Annotated in this window: 21 protein-coding genes; 15 read left to right on the forward strand and 6 right to left on the reverse strand. The window is 69.4% G+C overall.

From position 1 onward, the window contains the following. Positions 1-59 precede the first annotated feature (59 nt). The 10 genes from AB0I81_RS37595 (at position 60) to araA (ending at position 12,578) form a co-directional block, all read left to right on the forward strand. The gene (locus tag AB0I81_RS37595; RefSeq protein ID WP_360667074.1) at positions 60-1,598 is read left to right on the forward strand and encodes a sugar ABC transporter ATP-binding protein; all 1,539 of its coding nucleotides are present in this window, start codon (positions 60-62) and stop codon (positions 1,596-1,598) included. Then, a complete protein-coding gene (locus AB0I81_RS37600; RefSeq protein WP_360667077.1) occupies positions 1,595-2,590 on the forward strand; it encodes an ABC transporter permease in 996 nt (331 codons plus the stop codon). Before AB0I81_RS37595 ends, AB0I81_RS37600 begins: the two co-directional genes overlap by 4 nt. Before the next feature lie 5 nt (positions 2,591-2,595). Next, positions 2,596-3,570 carry a galactofuranose ABC transporter, permease protein YjfF gene (yjfF, locus tag AB0I81_RS37605; RefSeq protein WP_360667581.1) on the forward strand — a complete coding sequence of 325 codons (975 nt, stop codon included), beginning with the start codon at positions 2,596-2,598 and terminating at the stop codon, positions 3,568-3,570. A gap of 196 nt (positions 3,571-3,766) precedes the next feature. Further along, positions 3,767-4,876 (forward strand): multiple monosaccharide ABC transporter substrate-binding protein, encoded by a 1,110-nt coding sequence (chvE, locus tag AB0I81_RS37610; RefSeq protein WP_360667080.1) that lies wholly within the window; start codon positions 3,767-3,769, stop codon positions 4,874-4,876. Positions 4,877-4,928: 52 nt separating this feature from the next. After that, a complete protein-coding gene (gene mmsA / locus AB0I81_RS37615) occupies positions 4,929-6,458 on the forward strand; it encodes a multiple monosaccharide ABC transporter ATP-binding protein (RefSeq protein ID WP_360667083.1) in 1,530 nt (509 codons plus the stop codon). A gap of 5 nt (positions 6,459-6,463) precedes the next feature. After that, a complete protein-coding gene (gene mmsB / locus AB0I81_RS37620; RefSeq protein WP_360667085.1) occupies positions 6,464-7,723 on the forward strand; it encodes a multiple monosaccharide ABC transporter permease in 1,260 nt (419 codons plus the stop codon). A 33-nt stretch (positions 7,724-7,756) separates the two neighbouring features. Beyond that, positions 7,757-8,782: a LacI family DNA-binding transcriptional regulator gene (locus AB0I81_RS37625; RefSeq protein ID WP_360667088.1), complete on the forward strand. Its 1,026-nt coding sequence runs from the start codon at positions 7,757-7,759 to the stop codon at positions 8,780-8,782. A 69-nt stretch (positions 8,783-8,851) separates the two neighbouring features. Next, a complete protein-coding gene (gene araB, locus AB0I81_RS37630; protein ID WP_360667584.1) occupies positions 8,852-10,471 on the forward strand; it encodes a ribulokinase in 1,620 nt (539 codons plus the stop codon). Next, positions 10,468-11,127: an L-ribulose-5-phosphate 4-epimerase gene (locus tag AB0I81_RS37635; protein WP_360667091.1), complete on the forward strand. Its 660-nt coding sequence runs from the start codon at positions 10,468-10,470 to the stop codon at positions 11,125-11,127. Before araB ends, AB0I81_RS37635 begins: the two co-directional genes overlap by 4 nt. Further along, entirely contained in the window at positions 11,124-12,578 is a 1,455-nt protein-coding gene (gene araA, locus AB0I81_RS37640) for an L-arabinose isomerase (RefSeq protein ID WP_360667094.1), read from the forward strand. Before AB0I81_RS37635 ends, araA begins: the two co-directional genes overlap by 4 nt. Here the strand turns inward: araA and AB0I81_RS37645 are convergent. Further along, a complete protein-coding gene (locus tag AB0I81_RS37645; RefSeq protein WP_360667097.1) occupies positions 12,575-12,925 on the reverse strand; it encodes a PLD nuclease N-terminal domain-containing protein in 351 nt (116 codons plus the stop codon). The genes araA and AB0I81_RS37645 overlap by 4 nt on opposite strands. An 89-nt stretch (positions 12,926-13,014) precedes the next feature. On the opposite strand from AB0I81_RS37645, the gene AB0I81_RS37650 reads away from it, so the two are divergent. Genes AB0I81_RS37650 through AB0I81_RS37660 form a run of 3 tightly spaced genes read left to right on the forward strand, consistent with a single transcriptional unit; the run spans position 13,015 to position 16,240 of the window. Continuing rightward, the gene (locus AB0I81_RS37650) at positions 13,015-14,229 is read left to right on the forward strand and encodes an FAD-binding protein (protein ID WP_360667100.1); all 1,215 of its coding nucleotides are present in this window, start codon (positions 13,015-13,017) and stop codon (positions 14,227-14,229) included. 36 nt (positions 14,230-14,265) lie between these two features. Then, positions 14,266-14,658 carry a DUF3224 domain-containing protein gene (locus AB0I81_RS37655; protein WP_360667103.1) on the forward strand — a complete coding sequence of 131 codons (393 nt, stop codon included), beginning with the start codon at positions 14,266-14,268 and terminating at the stop codon, positions 14,656-14,658. A gap of 58 nt (positions 14,659-14,716) precedes the next feature. Then, positions 14,717-16,240 carry a carboxyl transferase domain-containing protein gene (locus AB0I81_RS37660; RefSeq protein ID WP_360667106.1) on the forward strand — a complete coding sequence of 508 codons (1,524 nt, stop codon included), beginning with the start codon at positions 14,717-14,719 and terminating at the stop codon, positions 16,238-16,240. A gap of 16 nt (positions 16,241-16,256) precedes the next feature. On the opposite strand, the gene AB0I81_RS37665 is transcribed toward AB0I81_RS37660, so the two are convergent. Continuing rightward, complete coding sequence (locus AB0I81_RS37665; protein ID WP_360667109.1) at positions 16,257-16,931, reverse strand: SDR family NAD(P)-dependent oxidoreductase; 675 nt, start codon at positions 16,929-16,931, stop codon at positions 16,257-16,259. Between the two features lie 82 nt (positions 16,932-17,013). Here AB0I81_RS37665 and AB0I81_RS37670 point away from each other — a divergent pair, with 82 nt between their 5' ends. Next, positions 17,014-17,601: a helix-turn-helix domain-containing protein gene (locus tag AB0I81_RS37670; protein WP_360667111.1), complete on the forward strand. Its 588-nt coding sequence runs from the start codon at positions 17,014-17,016 to the stop codon at positions 17,599-17,601. On the opposite strand, the gene AB0I81_RS37675 is transcribed toward AB0I81_RS37670, so the two are convergent. Beyond that, positions 17,576-19,084: a von Willebrand factor type A domain-containing protein gene (locus tag AB0I81_RS37675; protein WP_360667114.1), complete on the reverse strand. Its 1,509-nt coding sequence runs from the start codon at positions 19,082-19,084 to the stop codon at positions 17,576-17,578. The genes AB0I81_RS37670 and AB0I81_RS37675 overlap by 26 nt on opposite strands. Positions 19,085-19,309: 225 nt before the next feature. On the opposite strand from AB0I81_RS37675, the gene AB0I81_RS37680 reads away from it, so the two are divergent. Next, a complete protein-coding gene (locus AB0I81_RS37680; RefSeq protein WP_360667117.1) occupies positions 19,310-21,019 on the forward strand; it encodes an asparagine synthase-related protein in 1,710 nt (569 codons plus the stop codon). On the opposite strand, the gene AB0I81_RS37685 is transcribed toward AB0I81_RS37680, so the two are convergent. Genes AB0I81_RS37685 through AB0I81_RS37695 form a run of 3 tightly spaced genes read right to left on the reverse strand, consistent with a single transcriptional unit; the run spans position 20,988 to position 23,100 of the window. After that, on the reverse strand, positions 20,988-21,539 hold the full coding sequence (locus tag AB0I81_RS37685; RefSeq protein WP_360667120.1) for a TIGR03086 family metal-binding protein: 552 nt from the start codon (positions 21,537-21,539) through the stop codon (positions 20,988-20,990). The genes AB0I81_RS37680 and AB0I81_RS37685 overlap by 32 nt on opposite strands. Beyond that, positions 21,536-22,048, reverse strand: a complete 513-nt coding sequence (locus AB0I81_RS37690; RefSeq protein WP_360667123.1) for an isoprenylcysteine carboxylmethyltransferase family protein — start codon at positions 22,046-22,048, stop codon at positions 21,536-21,538. The genes AB0I81_RS37685 and AB0I81_RS37690 overlap by 4 nt, the downstream gene beginning before the upstream one ends. After that, positions 22,045-23,100 (reverse strand): 3-oxoacyl-[acyl-carrier-protein] synthase III C-terminal domain-containing protein, encoded by a 1,056-nt coding sequence (locus AB0I81_RS37695; protein WP_360667127.1) that lies wholly within the window; start codon positions 23,098-23,100, stop codon positions 22,045-22,047. The genes AB0I81_RS37690 and AB0I81_RS37695 overlap by 4 nt, the downstream gene beginning before the upstream one ends. Positions 23,101-23,104 lie beyond the last annotated feature (4 nt).

A 23,104-nucleotide genomic window follows, 5' to 3' on the forward strand; every position in this document is an offset into this window, starting at 1 on the left:
CATATGGCGACCGAGCCCGCCTCACGGAGTGAGGCCATTAGACGCAGAAGGGGAAGCGAATGGCTGTACCCGCGCCGGTCCTGACGATGAGCGGGATCGGCAAACAGTTTCCGGGGGTGAGGGCCCTGGACGGCGTGGACCTGCGGCTGCTGCCCGGCGAGGTGCACGCGCTCATGGGAGAGAACGGCGCGGGCAAATCCACCTTGATCAAGGTGCTCACCGGCGTTTACCCCGCCGACGGGGGCACCATCGAGCTGGGCGGCGAGCCCGTCGCGTTCGCCAGCCCCCTGGAGGCGCAGCAGGCCGGGATCAGCACCGTCTACCAGGAGGTCAACCTCTGCCCGAACCTCTCGGTCGCCGAGAACATCCTGCTCGGGCGCGAGCCGCGGCGCCTGGGGCGGATCGACTGGAAACGCATGCGGGCCAGGGCCGGTGAGCTGCTGTCGCGGCTGGAGCTGAGCCTGGAGGTGTCCGCGCCGCTGTCGGCGTACTCGCTGGCCATCCAGCAGATGGTGGCCATCGCGCGGGCCATCGACATCGACGCCAGAGTGCTGATCCTCGACGAGCCGACCTCCAGCCTGGACGCCGACGAGGTCCGGCAGTTGTTCAGGGTGATGCGGCGGCTGAAGGAGGAGGGCATCGCGATCCTGTTCGTCTCCCACTTCCTCGACCAGGTCTACGAGATCTCCGACCGCATGACGATCCTGCGCAACGGGCGGCTCGTGGGGGAGTACCCGACCAGGGAGCTGCCGCAGGTCGAGCTGGTCGCCAAGATGATCGGCCAGGAGCTGGCCGCGCTGGAGCGGATCCACGGCGAGGCCAAGGTGTTCGACCGGCCACTGGTGGAGGCGCGCGAGCTGGGCCGTACCGGGGCGATCGAGCCGTTCAGCCTGACCATCCACGAGGGCGAGGTGGTGGGCCTGGCGGGGCTGCTCGGCTCCGGCCGTACGGAGATCGCCAGGTTGTTGTTCGGCGCCGACCACGCCAGCACGGGAGAGATCGCGGTCGGCGGCGCGCCGGCGTCGTTACGCACGCCCCGCGCGGCGATGACGCAGAAGATCGCGTTCTGCTCGGAGGACCGCAAGGCCGACGGGCTCATCCCGGACCTGACCGTGCGCGAGAACATCATCCTGGCCCTGCAGGCCACCAGGGGCTGGACCAGGCCGGTGCCGCGCGAGCAGCAGGACGAGCTGGTGGACAGGTACGTCAAGGCACTGAAGATCAGCCCGCCCAACCCCGAGCACCTGGTGAGCAACCTCAGCGGCGGCAACCAGCAGAAGGTGCTGCTGGCCAGGTGGCTGATCCTGGAGCCCAGGCTGCTCATCCTGGACGAGCCCACCCGGGGCATCGACGTGGGCACCAAGACCGAGATCCAGCGGCTGGTCGCCGAGTTGTCGGACGGCGGCGTGGCGGTGTTGTTCATCTCCGCCGAGCTGGAGGAGGTGCTGCGGCTCAGCCACAAGGTGCAGGTGCTGCGCGACCGGCGGCTGGTGGCCGAACTGCCCAACGACGACCGGCTGACCAGCGACGTGCTGATGGAGACCATCGCGAGCGGCGGGCGGGCGGATGCGACCCCGAGCGGAGAGCGAGTCCCATGAGACGTCTGCTGTGGCCCCTCGTGGTCCTGGTGCTGCTGCTGGCGCTGAACGTGTTCTTCACGCCCAGCTTCTTCTCGATCGAGGTCAAGGACGGCCACCTGTACGGCAGCCTGATCGACATCCTGCGCTTCGGCGCCCCGCTGATCCTGGTCTCGCTCGGGATGACGCTGGTCATCGCGACCGGCGGCATCGACCTGTCGGTCGGCTCGGTGGTGGCGATCTCGGGTGCGCTGGCCTGCCTGCAGATCAGCCAGGACCAGGGCCTGTTCACGGCCGTGGCGCTGGCGCTCGGGTTGTGCCTGGTGCTGGGGGCCTGGAACGGGTTCCTGGTCGCCGGCATCGGGATCCAGCCGATCATCGCCACGCTCATCCTCATGGTGGCCGGGCGCGGCCTGGCCCAGCTCATCACCGACGGCCAGATCATCACCGTCAACAGCCCCGAGTACAAGGTGATCGGCGGCGGCTACTGGCTGACCGTGCCGGTCGGCATCCTCATCGTGCTCGGCGTGCTGGCCATCACCGCGTTCCTGACCAGGCGGCTGGCGCTGGGCATGCTGATCGAGTCCGTCGGCGTCAACGCCGAGGCCGCCAGGCTGGCGGGCATCAGGGCGCGCGGGATCATCATCATGGCGTACGTGTTCGCCGCCCTGTGCGCGGGCGTGGCCGGGCTGATGATCAGCTCGAACGTCTCCAGCGCCGACGGCAACAACGCCGGCCTGTGGATCGAGCTGGACGCGATCCTGGCCGTGGTGATCGGCGGAACGTCGCTGGCCGGTGGCCGCTTCTCGCTCGGCGGGACCGTGCTGGGCGCGCTCATCATCCAGACCCTGACCACCACGATCTACTCGATCGGCGTGCCGCCGGAGACCACGCTGCTGTTCAAGGCGCTGGTCGTGACGGCGGTCTGCCTCATCCAGTCCCCGTCGTTCCGCGAGAAGGTGTTCCGCCGGCGCACGGCTTCCCCAGAGAAAGTGCGGGTGACCACCGCGTGACCACCATGACGATCGGGCGGGTCGGCGTGCCCGCGAAGTACCTGCCGGTCCTGGTGACCGGCTGCCTGTTCGTGGCCATGTTCGTGGTGGGCGGGATCCGCTACGAGGGGTTCGCCAGCGGGCAGGTCATCCTGAACGTCTTCATCGACAACGGCTTCCTGCTGGTGGTGGCGGTCGGGATGACGTTCGTGATCCTCACCGGGGGCATCGACCTGTCGGTGGGTTCCGTGGTGGCGCTGTCCACGATGATCTCGGCCAGTCTGATGGCGGGCCCCGGGTGGCCGCCGTACCTGGTGGTGCCGCTGGTGCTGGCCATCGGGGCCGGGCTGGGGCTGGTGATGGGCTACATCGTGCACGCCTTCGACATCCAGCCGTTCATCGTGACGCTGGCGGGGATGTTCCTGGCGCGGGGGCTCTGCTACACGATCGGGACCGACTCGATCCCGATCGAGGACCCGACGTTCACGGCGTTCGCGCAGACCAGGATAGACCTGTTCGCCGACATGTGGATCTCACCGAGCGTGATCATCGCGCTGGTGGTCGTGGTGGTGGCGGCGTACGTGCTGCACTACACGCGCTTCGGCCGCTCGGTCTACGCCACCGGCGGCAACGAGCAGTCGGCGTTGCTCATGGGGCTGCCCGTGGGCCGGACCAAGATCACCGTTTACACGATCAGCGGCTTCTGCTCGGCGCTCGGCGGCGTGCTGCTGTCGTTCTACATGTTGTCCGGTTACGGGCTGCACGCCTCGGGAATGGAGCTGGACGCGATCGCGGCGGTGGTCATCGGCGGCACGCTGCTGACCGGCGGCAGCGGTTTCCTGCTCGGGACCGTGCTCGGCGTGCTCGTGCTCGGACTGATTCAGACGATCATCAGCTTTGAGGGGACGCTGCTGTCCTGGTGGACCAAGATCTTCATCGGAATGTTGCTCTTCGTCTTCATCCTGTTGCAGTGGCTGTTCACGGGCCGCTCACGTCGCTGACCTGCATGAATGTTACAGGAAAGTTTCCGTCCAGTTATGTCCGAGCGTTGACATGAACGTTGTTAGCGATAACAATCAGCGGTAACGGGTGCGAACTTTGTTCTAATTCGTCACGTTCGGTGATCGAATTTCGCCACTAAACAACCGGCAGTAGCCGCGTCCAGCGCTGCCGCGACCCCCAATGAAAGGGATGCACATGAGGTTGGGACGGATCGGGGGCGTGGTGTCCGCCATCGCGCTCGCCGCGACCATGACGGCCTGTGGCTCCAGCCAGAAGACTGTCGACGCCGAGGCATCCTCCTCGGCCGCGGCCGGTAACGCGGGCGCCCTCATCGGCGTCACCATGCCCACCAAGTCCTCCGAGCGCTGGATCCACGACGGCGACAACGTCAAGCAGCAGCTCGAGAAGCTCGGCTACAAGGTCGACCTCCAGTATGCCGAGAACGACATCCCGACGCAGGCCAACCAGATCGAGAACCAGATCACCAAGGGCGCCAAGCTCCTGATCATCGCCTCGATCGACGGCACCGCGATCACCTCGCAGCTCCAGCAGGCGGCCGATGCCAAGATCCCGGTCATCGCCTACGACCGGCTGATCCGCAACAGCCCGAACGTCGACTACTACGCCACCTTCGACAACTTCAAGGTCGGCGTGCAGCAGGCGACCTCGCTGCTGAAGGGCCTCGGCGTCGAGGACGGCAAGAAGGGCCCGTTCAACGTCGAGCTGTTCGGCGGCTCGCCCGACGACAACAACGCCACGTTCTTCTGGAACGGCGCGATGTCGGTGCTGAAGCCGAAGATCGACGACGGCACCCTCGTGGTCAAGAGCGGTCAGACGGACTTCAAGCAGGCCGCCATCCTGCGGTGGGACCCCGCCACGGCGCAAAAGCGCATGGAGGACATCATCACCAAGACCTACACGGGCAACACCAAGATCCAGGGTGTGCTGTCCCCGTACGACGGTCTGTCCATCGGCATCCTGTCGGCGCTGAAGAGCTCCGGCTACGGCAAGCCGTACCCGATCGTGTCCGGGCAGGACGCCGAGCTGCAGTCGGTCAAGTCGATCATCTCCGACGAGCAGTACTCCACCATCTTCAAGGACACCCGCAAGCTCGCCGAGCAGACGGTGAAGATGGCCGACGCCGTGCTCAAGGGCGGCAAGCCCGAGGTGAACAACACCAAGGACTACGACAACGGCAACAAGGTCGTGCCCTCGTACCTGCTCGACCCGGTGATCGTCGACAAGACCAACTACAAGGAAGTCATCGTCGGCGGCAACTACTACACCGAGGACCAGCTCAAGTAGGGCCTGCGCCCCGGGGACGCGTTCCCCGGGGCCTCGCCTGAGCGAGGACAATATGACCGAGCACATCTTGCGGATGAGCGGGATCACCAAGACCTTCCCCGGCGTCAAGGCGCTCCAGGACGTCAACCTGTCGGTCCGGAGAGGCGAGATCCACGCCATCTGCGGCGAGAACGGCGCCGGGAAGTCGACCCTGATGAAGGTGCTGTCCGGGGTCTACCCCCACGGCGACTACGAGGGCGAGATCACCTTCGAGGGCAAGGCCTGCGAGTTCGGCGGCATCCGCGACAGCGAGCACGCCGGCATCGTGATCATTCACCAGGAACTCGCGCTCAGCCCCCAGCTGTCGATCGCGGAGAACATCTTCCTCGGCAACGAGCGCGCCAAGCGCGGTTTCATCGACTGGAACCGCACCAACTACGAGGCCGACGCGCTGATGAAGCGCGTCGGGCTGCGGGAGAACCCCACGACGGCCATCTCCGAGATCGGCGTCGGCAAGCAGCAACTCGTCGAGATCGCCAAGGCGTTGTCGAAGGAGGTGCGGCTGCTCATCCTCGACGAGCCGACCGCCGCCCTCAACGACGACGACTCCGCGCACCTGCTCGACCTGCTGCGCGGCCTGCGGGACGAGGGCATCACCTGCGTGATCATCTCCCACAAGCTCAACGAGGTGACCGCGATCGCCGACTCCGTCACGATCATCCGTGACGGGCGCACGATCGAGACCCTCGACATGGCCGCCGACCACGTCACGGAGGACCGCATCATCTCCGGCATGGTCGGCCGGGCACTGGACAACCGCTTCCCGCCGCACGAGTCGACGGTCGGCGAGGAGGCACTGCGGATCGAGGACTGGACGGTCTACAGCCCCAGCCAGCCCGACCGCAAGGTGGTCGACCGGGCCGCGCTCACGCTGCGGCGCGGTGAGATCGTCGGGCTCGCGGGGCTGATGGGCGCCGGGCGTACCGAACTGGCGATGAGCGTGTTCGGGCGCACGTACGGGGTGCACATCTCCGGCAAGGTCTTCAAGGACGGCAAGCCGATCGAGATCCGCAACGTGCAGGACGCGATCAGGCACGGCATCGCCTATGCCTCCGAGGACCGCAAGCGGTACGGGCTCAACCTCATCGAGGACATCAAGCGCAACATCAGCGCCGCCGGGCTCAAGGGCCTGGCCAAGCGCGGCGTGGTCAACGAGAACGAGGAGTACCGGATCGCCGAGGAGTTCCACCGGAGCATGAACATCAAGGCCCCCAGCGTCAACAGCGTGGTGGGCCAGCTCAGCGGCGGCAACCAGCAGAAGGTCGTGCTGTCCAAGTGGATCATGACTGAGCCGGACGTGCTCATCCTCGACGAGCCCACCAGAGGCATCGACGTCGGCGCCAAGTACGAGATCTACACGATCATCAACCGCCTCGCCGACCAGGGCAAGGCCGTGCTGGTGATCTCATCTGAGCTGCCTGAGCTGCTCGGCCTGTGCGACCGCATCTACGCGCTCTCAGAAGGCCGCGTGACCGGCGAGGTGCCCCGCCAGGAGGCTACCCAGGAGAACCTCATGCATCTCATGACCAAGGGACAGGAGTAGTTGAGATGAGCAGCGTCACGCCCGCCGACATGAAGGTCGGCGCCACGGGCGACGGAGGAGCGCCACGGCAGCCGGGCCGGGTGTCGCTCGGCGGCATCTCGCTCAACCTGCGGGCCAGCGGTATCTACATCGCCTTCGCACTGATCATCCTGCTGTTCTCGGTCCTGACCGACGGCGCGCTGCTCACGCCGCAGAACATCTCGAACATCATCGTGCAGAACTCCTACATCCTGATCCTCGCGATCGGGATGATCCTGATCATCATCGCCGGGCACATCGACCTGTCGGTCGGCTCGGTGGTGGCGGTCACGGGAGCGCTGGCCGCGGTGCTCATGGTGAACATGGGCTGGCCGTGGCCGCTGGCGCTGCTGGCCACGCTGGTCGCCGGCGCCCTCATCGGGGCCTGGCAGGGCTACTGGATCGCCTACTTCGGCATCCCGGCGTTCATCGTGACGCTGGCCGGCATGTTGCTGTTCCGCGCGCTGACGCTGACCGTCCTGGGCAACCAGGGCATCGGCCCGTTCCCCGACCAGGTCCGTACCCTGGCCAACGGCTTCACCAGCGGCTACCTCGGCAACATCGGCCTCGGCCCGCTGGGCGGCGCCGACCTGTTCAGCCTGCTGATCGGCGTCGTCGCGGTGGTCGGCATGATCACCGCCCAGTGGCGCACCAGGGGCGCGCGCAAGGGTTACGGCCAGTCGGTCGAGCCGATGGCGCTGTTCGTGGTGAAGATGGCCGCGGGCGCCGCGCTGATCATGTTCCTGGTCATCCAGCTCGCCCGGTTCAAGAACCTGCCGTGGGTGCTGGTGCTGCTGGCGATCCTCGTGCTGGCGTACTCGATGATGGCCAACCGCACGGTCTTCGGCCGGCAGATCTACGCCATCGGCGGCAACCTCCAGGCGGCCGTCATGTCCGGCGTGAAGGTCAAGTCGGTCGTGTTCTGGATCTTCGTGAACATGGGCGTGTTGTCGGCCATCGCCGGCATCATCTTCGCCGGCCGGCTCAACCAGGCGGGCCCGACCGCCGGCAACAGCTTCGAGCTGGACGCCATCGCGGCGGCCTTCATCGGCGGCGCGGCCGTGCAGGGCGGCGTCGGCAAGGTCGTGGGCGCCATCACCGGCGGCCTGATCATGGCGGTGATCAACAACGGCATGTCGCTGATCGGCTCGCCCAGCGAAAGGGTCATGCTGGTCAAGGGCATCGTGCTGCTCGCGGCGGTGGCGTTCGACGTGTGGACCAAGCGCAGGGCAGGGGCCGGTCGTTAGTAGGATCCCCGGAGCTCAGGAAAAGGAGAGACCGTGACGACACCCAAGCGCCGCCCGCCGGTCATGGCCGACGTGGCCAGGGAGGCCGGCGTGTCGCACCAGACGGTCTCCCGGGTGCTCAACGACCATCCCAACGTCCGGGCCGACACCCGCGCCCGGGTCGAGGCGGCGATCACCCAGCTGGGCTACAGGCGCAACCTGGTAGCCCGCGCCCTGGTCACCAAGCGTTCGAGGACCCTCGGCGTGGTGAGTTTCGACACCACGCTGTACGGCCCCGCCAGCACCATCTACGGCATCGAGCAGGCGGCCAGGACCGCGGGCTACTTCGTCAGCATCGTGAGCCTGAAGTCGATCGACGCGGACAACGTGCGCAACGCCATCGAGTACCTCGCCGAGCAGGGCGTGGACGGCGTCGTCGTGGTCGCGCCGCAGCGCTCGGCCGCGCGCGCCCTGGAGAGCCTGCCCGTGGGGCTGCCGGCGGTCGCGGTCGAGGGCACGCAGCGCACCGACGTGTCCGTGGTCTGCATCGACCAGCGGGAGGGCGCCAGGCTCGCCACGCGCCACCTGCTCGCCCAGGGCCACGAGACGGTCTGGCACGTGACAGGCCCGCAGGACTGGCCGGAGACCGAAGGCCGGCTTGAGGGCTGGCGCGCCGCCCTGGAGGAGGCGGGCCGGCCGGTCCCCGATCCGCTGGCGGGCGACTGGAGCCCGCGGGCCGGCTACGAGGCGGGCAAGAGCCTGGCCGCGATGGACGGAGTCACCGCCGTCTTCGCGGCCAACGACCAGATGGCGCTCGGCGTGCTGCGGGCCCTGTCCGAGAAGGGGGTGCGGGTTCCCGACCAGATCAGCGTGGTCGGCTTCGACGACATCCCCGAGTCGGAGTTCTTCTCGCCGCCGCTGACCACGGTCAGGCAGGACTTCGACGTGGTGGGCAGACACTGCATCGAGGTGCTGCTGCGGCAGATCGGCCTGCAGATCGACGGCGGGCCCACCGCGTACGAGCGGCTGGTGGTGCGGCCCAGCTTCGTCGTGAGGTCGAGCACGGCTCCTGTCAGATGATTGCGTCAGGTAGATGATGAGGATGCCCCCGGAAATCCCCTGGAGTTCAATGTGAACGCTAACAAATACGTGGTAGGAGTTGACTTCGGCACCCTGTCAGGGCGTGCCGTCGTCGTGCGTGTGAGCGACGGCGCCGAGTTGGGCAGCGCCGTCCACGAGTACGAGCACCGCGTCATCGAGCACAGCCTGCCCGGCAGCGATGTGCGTCTGGGCCCTGACTGGGCGCTGCAGTCGCCGCAGGACTGGATCGACGTGCTGAGGATCGCCGTTCCGGCCGCGGTCGCCGCCGCCGGCGTACCGGCCGAGGAGATCGTCGGCATCGGCACCGACTTCACCGCCTGCACCGTCATGCCCACCAGGGCCGACGGCACGCCGCTGTGCTTCGAGACGCCCGCCGAGCCGCATGCCTGGCCCAAGCTGTGGAAGCACCACGCCGCCCAGCCGCACGCCGACCGGATCAACGAGCTGGCCGCCCGCCGGGGCGAGAGCTGGCTGCCGCGCTACGGCGGCAAGATCTCCTCGGAGTGGGAGTTCGCCAAGGGCCTGCAACTGCTCGAAGAGGCCCCCGAGGTGTACGCCAGGACCGAGCGCTGGATCGAGGCCGCCGACTGGATCATCTGGCAGCTCACCGGCGCCGAGAGCCGCAACATCTGCACCGTCGGCTACAAGGGCGTCTTCCAGGACGGAAGCTACCCCTCGCGCGACTACCTCGCCGAGCTCAACCCGGGCTTCGCCGACTTCGCGGCCAAGCTCGCCACCGGCGAGGTCGGCGACACGACCGGTGAGGTCACGCTGGCCCCGCTGGGCGGCCTGGCCGGCCGCCTGACCGCGCAGGCCGCGCAGTGGACCGGCCTGCCCGAGGGCGCCGCCGTGGCCGTCGGCAACGTGGACGCCCACGTCACGGCCGCCGCCGCGGACGCCGTGCGGCCCGGCCAGATGGTGGCCATCATGGGCACCTCCACCTGCCACATCATGCCCAGCGACCAGCTCGCCGAGGTGCCCGGCATGTGCGGCGTCGTCCAGGACGGCATCGTGCCGGGCCTGTGGGGCTATGAGGCCGGGCAGTCGGCGGTCGGCGACATCTTCGCCTGGTTCGTCGAGAACTTCGGCACCGACGGCCACGAGCGCCTGACCGAGCTGGCCGAGAAGCAGGCCGTGGGCCAGCACGGGCTGGTCGCGCTCGACTGGTTCGGCGGCAACCGCTCGGTGCTGGTGGACCACAACCTGTCCGGCGTGATCGTCGGCCAGACCCTGGCGACCAAGCCCGAGGACGTCTACCGGGCGCTCATCGAGTCCACGGCGTTCGGCGCGCGGATGATCGTGGAGACGTTCGAGAAGTCGGGCGTGCCGGTCGAGGAGTTCATCGTGGCCGGCGGGCTGCTGAAGAACCGCTTCCTCATGCAGGTCTACAGCGACGTGCTGCGCCGCCCGCTGTCGGTCATCGGTTCAGACCAGGGGCCCGCGCTCGGTTCGGCGATCCACGCGGCCGTGGCGGCGGGGGAGTACGCCGGCATCGAGGCGGCCGCGGCGGCCATGGGCAAGCGCACCGAGAACGCGTACGTGCCCGACGAGGCCCGCGCCGACGCCTACGACCGGCTCTACGCCGAATACCGCAGGCTCCACGACTTCTTCGGAGACGGACAGATGTTGCACGCGCTGCGCGCGATCAGGAACGAGGCCCACGCATGATCGATGTCATCAGGAAGACCGTCGCCGACCTGCACGCCGAGCTGGTCCGTTACAACCTGGTGGTCTGGACGGCGGGCAACGTCTCCGGCCGGGTCCCCGGTGAGGACCTGTTCGTGATCAAGCCGTCCGGCGTCTCCTACGACGAGCTGACCCCGGCCAACATGGTCGTGTGCGACCTGGACGGCAACCTGGTGGAGGGCGAGCACTCGCCGTCCAGCGACACCGCCGCGCACGCCTACGTCTACCGCAACATGCCCGACGTGGGCGGGGTCGTGCACACCCACTCGACCTACGCCTCGGCCTGGGCCGCCAGGGGCGAGGCCATCCCCTGCGTGCTGACCGCGATGGCCGACGAGTTCGGCGGCGAGATCCCGCTCGGGCCGTTCGCCCTGATCGGCGACGACTCGATCGGCCAGGGCATCGTCGAGACGCTGAAGGGCCACCGCTCCAAGGCGGTCCTGATGCAGAACCACGGCGTCTTCAGCATCGGCAAGGACGCCAAGGCGGCCGTGAAGGCCGCCGTGATGTGCGAGGACGTGGCCCGTACGGTCCACGTGGCCCGCCAGCTCGGCGACCCGCTGCCCATCGCGCAGGACGACATCGACAGCCTCTACGACCGCTACCAGAACGTCTACGGACAGAGGAGCCCGCGTTGAACATCTGGTTTCTGACCGGCAGCCAGGGACTTTACGGCGAGGACACGCTGCGCCAGGTGGCCGAGCAGTCCCAGCGCATCGCCGAGCAGCTGCCCATGCCGGTGGAGTGGAAGCCCGTCCTGACCGACGCGGCCGCCATCCGGCGGATCATGCTGGAGGCCAACGCCGACGACTCGTGCGCCGGCGTGATCGCGTGGATGCACACCTTCTCCCCGGCCAAGATGTGGATCTCCGGGCTGGACGCGCTGCGCAAGCCGCTGCTGCACCTGCACACGCAGGCCAACGTCGAGCTGCCGTGGGCGAGCATCGACATGGACTTCATGAACCTCAACCAGGCCGCGCACGGCGACCGCGAGTTCGGGCACATCCAGACCCGGCTCGGGGTGCCGCGCAAGACCGTGGCCGGGCACGTGTCCGACCCGGCCGTGGGCGAGCGCATCCTCACCTGGCTGCGCGCCGCCAAGGGCCTGGCCGAGGTGCGCACGCTCAAGCTGGCCCGCTTCGGCGACAACATGCGCGACGTGGCGGTCACCGAGGGCGACAAGGTCGAGGCGCAGCTCCGCTTCGGCGTCTCGGTGAACACCTACGGCGTCAACGACCTGGTGGAGGTCGTGGACGCGGCCTCCGACGCCGACGTGACGGCGCTGGTCAAGGAGTACGCCGAGCAGTACGCCGTGGCCCCCGAACTGCTCGGCGAGCGCAACGAGTCGCTGCGCTACGCCGCCAGGATCGAGCTGGGCATGCGGAGCTTCCTGGAGTCGGGCGGGTTCAAGGCGTTCACCACGAACTTCGAGGACCTCGGCGGCCTGCGCCAGCTGCCCGGCCTGGCCGTACAGCGGCTCATGGCCGACGGGTACGGCTTCGGCGGCGAAGGCGACTGGAAGACCTCGGTCCTGCTGCGCACCCTGAAGGCCATGGCCCCGGGCGGGACCTCCTTCATGGAGGACTACACCTACGACATGACGCCAGGCCAGGAGCTCATCCTGGGCGCGCACATGCTGGAGGTCTGCCCGTCCATCGCCTCGGGCACACCGTCGTGCGAGATCCACCCGCTGGGCATCGGCGGCCGGGAGGACCCGGTGCGGCTCGTGTTCGACGCCGAGCCCGGCCCCGGCATCGTGGTGGGCCTGGCCGACATGGGTGACCGCTTCCGCCTGGTCGCCAATGAGATCGACCTGGTCGCGCCGCCCCAGCCGCTGCCCAAGCTGCCGGTGGCCCGCGCGGTGTGGAGGCCGCGGCCGAACCTGCGTACCTCCACCGAGTCGTGGCTCACCGCGGGCGCGCCGCACCACACGGTGTTGTCGAAGGTGGTCGGCCGCGAGGAGCTGACGGACCTGGCCGACATGCTGGGCGTGGAGCTGGTCGTCATCGACGCCGGCACCACGACCGAGCGCTTCACCAAGGAGCTGCGCTGGAACCAGGCGTACTACCGCCTGGCCCAGGGCTTCTAACCCTCCTCGGAGGGTTTCTTGGGGGCGTTCCTGCGCTGCTCCTCGGCACGTTCGCGGCAGCGGCGCAGGAACTCCTCGTCGTCGTCGGGGCTGGAGGCGGCGAAGCGGCCCGGGCGGTCGTACTCGGGGAACGCGCTGGGCTGCGTGACGGCCCCCGAGGACCGCTCCGGCCTGCCCGCCACCAGCCAGGCGACCGACCCGATCAGCGGGAACAGCAACACGATCACCACCCAGAAGATCTTGGGCAGGTTGCGGCAGAGCTCGTTCGGCGTGGTGATCGCGTCGAAGAGGCAGTAAAGCCAGAGCACGAGCGTGGCCAGGCCGAGAGCCTGGGACAAATAGAGCACGGCACACCTCTGGTTTCCAGCGTCAGCGGCACCTGAAACTAGCGGTACCCGGCCGGGCTGACAAGGCAACGTTGTGGGAGGGTAAGGCCGTGACGCTGACCAACTGGGCCGGGAACACCACTTTCCAGGCGAAGAACGTGCACCATCCGACCTCGCTCGACGAGCTTCAGGGGCTCGTCGCGGCCGCCGCCAAGGTGCGGGCCCTGGGCAGCGGGCATTCCTTCAACCACGTCGCCGACACCACCGGCGACCTCGTGGTGCTGGACCAGGTGCCGGAGCAGGTGGAGATCGACAGCGCGACGGCCACGGTGCGGGTCGGGGCGCGCATGACGTACGCGCAGCTCGCGCCGCGCCTGCACCAGGCCGGGTTCGCGCTGGCCAACCTGGCCTCGCTGCCGCACATCTCCGTGGGAGGCTCGGTCGCGACGGGCACGCACGGCTCCGGCGTCGCCCGGCCGAGCCTGTCCGCCGCCGTGTCCGGGATCGACCTCGTCACCGCCGACGGCTCGCTGCTGTCGCTCTCGCGCGGCGACGCCGACTTCCCCGGCGCGGTGGTCTCGGTCGGCGCGCTCGGCGTGGTCACCTCGCTGACCCTCGACCTGGTGCCCGCCTTCGAGCTGCGCCAGTACGTACGCGAGGGCCTGTCCCAGGAAGCCCTCACGCACTTCGACGAGATCATGGCCAGCGGCTACAGCGTCAGCCTGTTCACCGACTTCCGCGACACCCGCGTCTGGCTCAAGCGCGAGGAGGAGCTGACCACCCCCGACTGGTACGGCACCACCGCGGCCACCGGCCCCCGCCACCCCCTGCCCGACATGCCGGCCGACACCTGCACGCCGCAACTGGGCGTGCCCGGCCCCTGGTACGAGCGGCTGCCGCACTTCCGCGCCGACTCCCCGCCCAGCGGCGCGGGCGACGAGCTGCAGTCGGAGCTGCTGGTGCCCAGGGAGCACGCGGTCAAGGCGCTGCGCGAGCTGTTCGCCATCGGCGACCGCATCCGCCCGGCCCTGCAGATCTCCGAGGTGCGCTCGATCGCCGCCGACGACCTGTGGCTGAGCCCCTTCCACGGCCGCGACTGCGTGGGCATCCACTTCACCTGGGTCAGGGACGTGGCCACCGTGATGCCGGTGCTGGAGCTGGTGGAGGAGACGCTGGCGCCCTTCGAGCCGATCCCGCACTGGGGCAAGCTGTTCACCCGGTGGCCCGCCTGCCCCGAGCGGTTCCGCTCGCTGGTGGGCCGGCTCGACCCGACCGGCAAGTTCGGCAACGAGTTCACCGGGGCACTTCTCGCCGCGGGTACCTGACACAACCTGACAGGTACGCCTGTCAGGCTCTTCCCCATGACGGCAAAGGGAACCTTCGACACCGCCGGCTGGAGCCCCCAGCCGCCCTTCGACGACCGCGACGGCGTCACGCTCGGGCTCGTGACGCTGACCAAGACCTTCCACGGCGACCTCACCGGCACCAGCGTCGTCACCATGATGGTGGCGACCACGCCGGTGGAGGACTCGCGCTCGTACGTGGCGCTGGAACGCATCGAGGCGACCCTCGACGGGCGCGAGGGCTCTTTCGTCGTCCAGCACGACGCCACGAGTGACCGGGGAGAGCAGGGCCTGCGCGTCAGGATCGTCGCCGACTCGGGAACCGGCGGGCTGCAGGGGATCAGGGGCGAGATGGGCATCACCATCGCCCCGGACGGCATACACTCCTACACCCTCGACTACACGCTCTGACCGTTTTGCGCTCCTTCGGCTAATGTACCGACCAGCCGGTACGTAGTGGAGGTGCGACGTGTGGGACCCCGAACTCGCCGAACTGAAGCGCCGCAAAGAGCTGGCCGAGCGCATGGGAGGCGCGGAACGGGTCGCCCGCCAGCACGCCACGGGCCGCCTGACCATCCGCGAACGGCTCGCCGCGCTCACCGACTCCTGGCAGGAGGTCGGCGCCCTCACCGGCCGTACCTCCGCCGACGGCTTCACCCCCTCGAACGTGATCATCGGCCGGGCCCGGGTGTCCGGCCGGCGGGTCGTGGTGGCGGGTGACGACTTCACCGTGCGCGGCGGGGCGGCCGACGCCGCCATCCACGACAAGCAGGTGCTGGCCGAGCGGATGGCGGGCGAGATGCGGGTGCCGCTCGTCAGGCTCATCGACGGCACCGGGGGCGGGGGCAGCGTCAAGCAGCTTGAGGATCATGGGCGTACGTACGTGCCGCACAACCCCGGCTGGGACCAGGTGGTGGCGAACCTGGGCAGGATCCCGGTGATCGCGCTGGCCCTCGGACCCGTCGCCGGGCTCGGCGCCGCCCGGCTGGTCACCTCCCACGTCTCGATCATGGTGAAAGGGCTGTCGCAGGTGTTCATCGCGGGGCCGGCGGTGGTGGAGGCGGGGATGGGGGAGAGCGTCGGCAAGGAGGAGCTGGGCGGCTGGCGCACGGTCTCGGCGGCCGGCACGGTGGACCTGGTGGCCGATTCGGAGCTTGAGGCGTTCGAGCTGGTCAGGAGGGTGATGGCGTACCTGCCGCAGAGCGCCTGGCAACCGCCGCCGCGCACAGACCCCGCCGACGATCCCGGCAGGACCGCGCCTGAGCTGCGGGAGATCGTCCCAAGGGACCGCCGCCGACCCTACGACATGCGGGCGATCCTGAACCTGGTCTTCGACACGGGCTCGGTCATGGAGCTGGGCCGCCGGTTCGCCCCCTCGGTGATCACCGCCCTGGCCCGCCTGGACGGCTGCCCGGTGGCGGTCCTGGCTTCGGACCCGCACGTGTACGGCGGTGGCATGACGGCCGGCGGCGCCGACAAGACGGCCCGCTTCGTCGATCTGGCCGAGACGTTCCACCTGCCGGTGGTGCACCTGGTGGACCAGCCCGGTTTCGTCATCGGCACGGCGGCGGAACGGGCGGGCACGATCAGGCGGGGCGCACGGGCGCTGGCGGCCGTCTACCAGTCCACGATCCCGTGGGCCTCGGTGCTCGTCCGCCGCGTCTTCGGCGTCGCCGGCGCCGCCCACCGCCCTCATGACCGCTACGGCCTGCGCGTGGCATGGCCGTCGGGCGACTGGGGCTCGCTGCCGATCGAGGGCGGGCTGGAGGTGGCCTTCAAACGCATGCTGGCCGAGGCGGGGCCGGACGCCGTCACGCTGAAGGCCGAGATCGCCGAGCGGCTGGAGGCGGTCAGGTCGCCGTTCAGGACGGCGGAGGCGTTCCTGGTGGAGGACATCATCGACCCGGCCTCGACGCGCCCGGCCCTGACGGACTGGATCCACGACGCCTACGCCGTCCTGACCCCGGGCCCGCACCCCACGGCCCGCCCGTAGCCGTACTCGAAGGCCGTCACTCCATGGCGCTGATCGCCGCCTGGACGGTCGCCAGATCGCCGAGGATCACCTCGTGCCGGTCACGGCCGGCGTGCAGGCTCCAGTGGGTCTCGGCCACGATCTCGGGCGCGGCGGGGGAGCCGGGCGCGACCGCGGCGGCGATGGGCACGTGGCCGACGTGCACACCCCGGCCGGCCAGGACCTCCGCCAGGGACAACACGTAGTTGCGCAGAGCCGCCCCCGCCATGCCGACATTGCCCAGGAACGGCAGCGGGTGCACGGCCGAGATGCCCGAGGTGAACAGCAGGGTGCCGGAGCCGCGCGCCAGCATGCCGGGCAGGACGGCCCTGACCGCCGTGACCGCGCCCAGCACCGCCCCGTCGAAGGCTTCCCTGGCGCTCTCCCTGGTGACCTCCAGGGCGGGAGTGAGCGTCCCGCCGGCGCCCACGCCGTTGCAGAGCAGGACGTCCACCTGGCCGACGCCGTCGAGCGCGCCGGTCAGCGAGGTCTCGTCCGCCAGGTCGCCCACGTGCGCCGTGGCAGTGACGCCCGCGCCCGCCAGGGTCTCGATCAGCGGCGTCAGATGATCCCGGTTCCTGGACACCAGCGCGACCTCGAAGCCCTCCCTGCCGAAGCGGCGGGCCGTCGCCAGGCCGACGCCGGGACCTGCGCCGAGGATAACGATCTTCATGTCACGTGCTCCTTTAAGTCGAGGGATGGCCTCAGGTTAACACGAATATGAGGGTGATCCTCACCTTTACTAGAATGGAGGTATGGACCGTCCTCTCCGCCGCGACGCGCAGCGCAACCGCGACGCCCTCGTGGCCGCGGCCAAGGAGGTGCTGGCCGAGCGTGGGCTGCAGGCACCGCTCGACGCCGTGGCCAAACGGGCAGGTCTGGCGATCGGCACCCTCTACCGGCACTTCCCCGAGCGGGGCGACCTGATCGACGAGATCATGGACGGCAAGGTGACGCGCTGGGCCGAGCTGGCCGGGAAGGCGCTGGAGGCGGAGGACGCGTGGGAAGGGCTCGTACGCTTCCTGGAGCACACGTGTGAGATGCAGGCGCGCGACCGGGCCTTCACCGAGCTGGCCTGCCTGGTCCACCTGGAGGACAAGGCCGAGGTCCGCGGCATGGTGGAACGGCTGGTGGAGCGGGCCCAGCGGGCCGGGGCACTGCGGGCCGACATCGACCACACGGATCTGGCGCTCTTCGTGATGGCCAACTCACGGGTGGCCGAGGTCGCTCCCGGCCAGTGGCGCCGTCACTTCCACCTCATGATCGACGCCCTGCGCGCCCGGGCCGCAGGCGACCCGGGCGCGGACGGCGCCGCCGTCAGGCGACCGACTTCGCCTGGTTGATGAGCGTGACCAGCTCGGAGACCATCGGGTCCTCGGACGCGCTGGCCAGCCGGCCGGCGTGCTCGCCGAGCGCGGACAGGTCCATCCCGTACGCCTCGCGGTCGCGCAGGTAGACCGCGAACGCGGCCACCACGACGTCCACCTGCAGCCGCACCGGCGTCTTGTCGTCCCAGACCGAGTCGGCCAGCTCGTCGGAGCGCAGCGACTCGCTCTCCTCCGAGGCGGCCCTGGTGTCGGGGTCCTGCCAGCGCACCGAGGCCTGGGCGAGCTGGCCGTCCGCGCCGGCCTTGAGCTTGAGCGAGTACAGCGCGGTGACCGAGTGGCCCGGGCCGATCTCGCCGCCGTCGCGGCTGTCGTCGCGGAACTCCTCGGCGGTCAGCGCGCGGTTGTCGTACCCGATGAGGCGGTAGCTCTCGACCACCGCCGGGTTGAAGACCACCTGTGCCTTGGCGTCGCGGGCGCGCAGCTCGATGTTGGCGGTGAGGTGGGTGGTGAACGCCTTGGTGGCCTCCTCGTGGCTGCTGACGTAGACGGCCATGCCGTCGCCGTTGTCGGCGAGCTGCTCCATCAGCTCATCGCCGTAGTCCCTGCCGACGCCGACCGTGAGCAGCGTGACCTGCTTGCCCGCGTACTCCTTGACCCGGTTGAGTATGCCCTGCCACTCCGTGCTGCCCTGGTTGGCCAGGCCGTCGGAGAGCAGGATGACCCGGTTCGTGGCGGCCGGGCGGAAGGCGCCCGCCGCCTCCTGGTAACCGGCCACCACCCCGGCCTCCAGGTCCGTGCCGCCGCCGATGCCGAGCTGCTCCACCGCCGCGTTCAGCTCGCTCCTGGCGGTCAGCGGGGTCATCGAGGCCAGCACCCTGGCCTCGTCGCTGAAGGAGACGATCGAGACCTGGTCGCCCGGCGCGAGCTGGTCGAGCAGCGTCCGCAGTCCCGACTTGACCAGGTCGAGCCGGCCGTCGTCGGCCATCGAGCCGGAGGTGTCCACCACGAACGTGAGGTTGGCCGGCCGCCGCTCGGCCGCCTCGGAGGCACGCGTCTGCAGGCCGACCCGCAGCACGGCCTCGTCGCGGTCGGGCAGCTTCGCGCCGTCCACCTGCACGCTGAACCCGTCGCCTGACGGCTGCGGGTAGTCCTGCCTGAACGCGTTGACCCACTCCTCCGGGCGGATCTCGCCTGGCGAGGGCCAGCGGCCCTCCTGGAGGGTACGGCGGGCGTAGCCGTACGAGGCGGTGTCCACGTCCAGGGCGAACGTGGAGATCTGCGCCGTCGTCGTGTCCTTCTCGCTGTCGCTCTTCTGCTCTTCGGCTTCGGCCCGCTCCTTGGGCATGGCGGACGCCGACGTCCTCGACCCGCCCGACCCCTGGTCCCTGGCGACATTGGGGGCACTTTCCCCGGCCGAGGATCCCGGGCCGCCGCCGCAGGCCGCCAGACCGAGGAGCGCGACAAGACCTGCACCGGCCAGCAATGGACGAAATTTCATCTCAACCACCTCCGAGTCCTACGACGGAAGGCGGTTCGCCTCTGGCCTGGTCGGTGACGTAAGCGAGCGCAAACCGCGATCAACACGTGATCGCTTGTGGCGAATGGGGTAATTGAGGTATGCCTTAACGGCATGCGTATCTATTTAGGCTTGGCCACAAAGGCCCAGGACATTCCCGCATTTGTATTAGGTAGAGTTCGTTCCGGTATCGACATCGCCTTTCCCGTGCCCTCCGACGTCATTCGCGGCCGGGAATGGCACGGCCGTGGCGTCTCGTTGCTCGCCTGGACCAACGAGCCCGACGACTCCCGGCAGCCGCCGCTGATCTCCGGGCACGGCGACCGCGCCATCGGGCTGAACGGCCACCTCGCCGACCCCGCCGACGTGACGAAGCTGCCCGACGACTCGGTGGGCGGCTGCTTCTCGGCCTGGTACGCCCGCGACGGCGAGCTGGGCGCGAGCACCGCGATCAACCGGGTCTGCCCCGTCTTCCACGCCGAGACGCCGGAGCTGCACATCGTCGGCAGCCGGGCCCTGCTCGTGCACCTCGCGGCCCAGACCGGCGACCGCGTCGACTACGACGTGCTCGCACTCCAGACGATGGTCAGGCAGGGGTTCTTCCTGTCGGACGAGACGCCGTACCAGGGGGTCTCCGCGCTGCGGCCCAGCTCACGGCTGGTGGTGCGGGACGGCGTGCGCACGATCACCGAGACCCCGCTGCCGGAGGCGGCTCCCGCGCCCGCCTCGGCGCGGCGCGGGCGGGCGGCGATCGGCGAGCTGGCCGACGCGCTGCTGGCCACCGTCGCCCCGCTGCGCGACCTGGGCGAGCCGGTGAACCTGGCGCTGACCGGCGGGCGCGACACCCGCATCCTGGCGGCGCTGCTGCACGCGGCGCGGGTGCCGTTCCGGGCGACGACGAACGGGCTCGGCACGCATCCCGACGTGATCATCGCGGGCATGATCGCGGACCGGCTGGGCGTCGAGCACAAGGTCATCGCGCCGCCGCAGACCGCCGCCAAGGACGCGGTGCTGGTCGAGCATCCGCTGAGCCGGGCCTGGGAGACGCTGCGCACCTGCGAGGGGATGACCTCGGCGTACGAGTCGATCGTGGGTTATCTGCCCTACTCCGGCAAACCCACCATGTCCGGGCAGAGCGGCGAGACGTTGCGCGCGGGCAGCCTGAACCTGCTGCAGACCGACCTGAGCGACAAGGCGCTGCGACGGCGCATCGGCATCACCTTCTCGAAGGACGCGAAGCTGTTCACCGCGCAGGCGAACGAGCACGCCCGCGAGCTGGCCGAGCCCTGGCTGGCGCGGCCGAACCCGCTGGCGGCGCTGGATCACCTCTACATCTGGTACAAGGTGGGGCGCTGGCAGGCCGGCGCCAGGGCGGGCGCGCTGCGGCGCGGTGACCCCGTACGTCCGTTCCTGGACAACCGGGTGGTACGGGCGGCGCTGAGCCTGGATCAGGGCTGGCGACTCTCCGAAGAGGTCATTTATGCGCTGATATTACGGTTGGCGCCGAAATTATGTGATGTACCGATCGAAGGAAAGCCGTGGCGATTCGCCGCGAGCATGACCAAAAGCAGGTTCCGATGGCCAGGAAGATGGCTGGGTGGTGCGCTGGGACGCCTGCCCGTGCCGCCCGAGCACCTGCCCACGGCCAGGACCGGAGGCGGGTGGAGCTGGCGGACCAGCCCGGGACCCGCGCTCACGGACGTGCTGCGGGAACAGGTGCTCGGCGGCCTCGACGCGCTGGCCCCCATCGTGAACCCGGACGAGGTGCGCGCCCTCTTCGCCGGACCCGTCGTACAGAAGCCCGCCCTGGCCTGGCACCTCTACACGGTCAGCACGCTGCTGACCGGTCTCTATCCGGGCAAACGCCCCGAGGGCCTGCCGGAGATCACGGTCGCCAGGCCGGATCCCGCCCGATGACCCCGAGGAAACGGTCCATCGTGGGCGCGTCGTCCGGCACCGGCACCTCCGCGCCGAACACGCCCCGCTCGCGAGCCGTGGGCGCCGTCTGCTCGGCGAACGCCAGCAGCGCGGCGGCCGTCTCCTCATCCACCTCGTACTCCAGGCCCGTGGCCTTGGACAGGTCCCAGCCGTGCGCCACGAAGTCGGTCAGCGCCATGTTCGCGAGCACGGCCTTGGGCAGGCCGCCCATGGCCTCGCTCTCGCCCTGCCACGCCTCGGGCTGCTCGTAGACGGCCAGCAGGCGCTCGATCCGCTCGGGAAGGTCGCCGGTGTACTCCGCCTTCGGCGGCACGAACTCGCCGCCGAGCGAGACGGACTCGAACAGGGACGCGCCCCACTCCAGGTGGTTGAGCAGGCCCTTGACGTCGTACTCGCTGCACGGCGTGGGCAGGTCGAGCTGGTCTTCCTTTATGTCCTGCACGAGGGCCGTCATCCGCGCGGCGGAGGTCCGCATCTGGGTCAGTGTCGTTTCGTTCACGCGTTCCATTTTGTCAGTGCGGCGTCCTCGGCATGTATACGAACCGTGAGAAGCGCCGCATTCGCCACCGTGAACACCACGGCCGTCAGCCAGGCCGTGTGCACCAGGGGCAGCGCGATTCCCTCGGCGACCACGGCGACGTAGTTGGGGTGCCGCGACCATCGGTACGGCCCCCGGTCCACCGGCGGCATTCCCGGCACCACGACCACGCGCGTGTTCCACCTTCTGCCCAGCGTGCCGATGCACCACCAGCGCAGCCCCTGCGCCAGCACGACGACCGCGAGCATGGGCCACCCCAGCGCGGGCAGGAAGGGCCGGTCGAGCAGCCAGACCTCGGCGGGGGCCGCGACGAGCAGCGCCACGTGGGCCGACACGATCCACCGGTAGTGCCCGCTGCCGCTCTCGACCCCGCCTCTGGACCTGGCCCAGGCCAGGTTGCGCCGGGCCACGAGGAGTTCGGCCAGCCGTTCGAGCACGACCAGCCCGATGAGCAGTGTGTACGCCGTCACCAGTGCAACAGCAACAACTCGGCGGAGAATCCGGGACCCAGCGCCATCATCAGGGCGGGCGTGCCCGGACTGCCACGGGTCTCCTGGAACACGTGCAGCACCGAGACCGACGACAGGTTGCCGTGCTCACGCAGCGAACGCCAGGTCACGTCGAGCGCCTTGGCCGGCAGGCCCAGCGTCTCGATGATCTTCGCGATGACCTTGGGGCCGCCGGGATGGCAGACCCAGGTGGCGACCTGCTCGGGGGTCAGGCCGTAGTCCGCCAGGAACGCCTTGATGTCGCCGGCCAGGACCTGTTCGACGAAGGTCGTCAGGTCCGCGTCCAGCACGATGCGGAAGCCGTGGTCGCTCACCTCCCAGCCCATGAGGTGCTCGGTGCCGGGGTAGAGCTTGCTGCGGGTGGCCACGACCTCGGGCCCGTGGCCGCGCCCCCGCGCCACGACGGCCGCCGCGCCGTCCCCGAACAGGCCGCTGGCCACCAGGTTCGCGATCGAGGTGTCGTCGCGCTGGATCGTCAGCGAGCACAGTTCCACGCAGACCAGCACGGCGACGTGGTCGGGCCAGCCGCGCAGGTAGTCGTGCAGCCGGGAGAGCCCCGCCGCGCCCGCCGCGCAACCCAGGCCGAACACCGGCAGCCGTTTGACGTCGGGCCGCAGCCCCGCCCGCTGGGCCAGCTTGGCGTCGATCGACGGCGTGGACAGGCCCGTCGTCGAGCAGAACAGCAGGTGATCGACCTTCTCCGGGCGTACGTCGGCCTTGCGCAGCGCGCCGGTCAGCGCCTGTTCGCCGAGGTCGAGCGCCAGTTCGACATAGGTGTCGTTGGCGCGGGCGAAGGAGTCCAGCTTGGCGTAGTCGGCCAGCGGCAGTGCCAGGTTGCGGGCCCGTACCCCGGTGGCCTGGTGAAAGCGTTTCAGCAGTTCCTCGTCACAGTCGGTCAGCCGGGAGAACGCCTCGGTGATCTCCGCCTGCTCGTAGCGGTGATCGGGCAAAACGGTATGTACCCCCGAAATGTGCATATATCTCTCCTGCCGCTGAGACGCCCCGGCTAACATGCGG

The organism is Nonomuraea sp. NPDC050404 (genome assembly GCF_040655495.1).
GTDB lineage: Bacteria > Actinomycetota > Actinomycetes > Streptosporangiales > Streptosporangiaceae > Nonomuraea.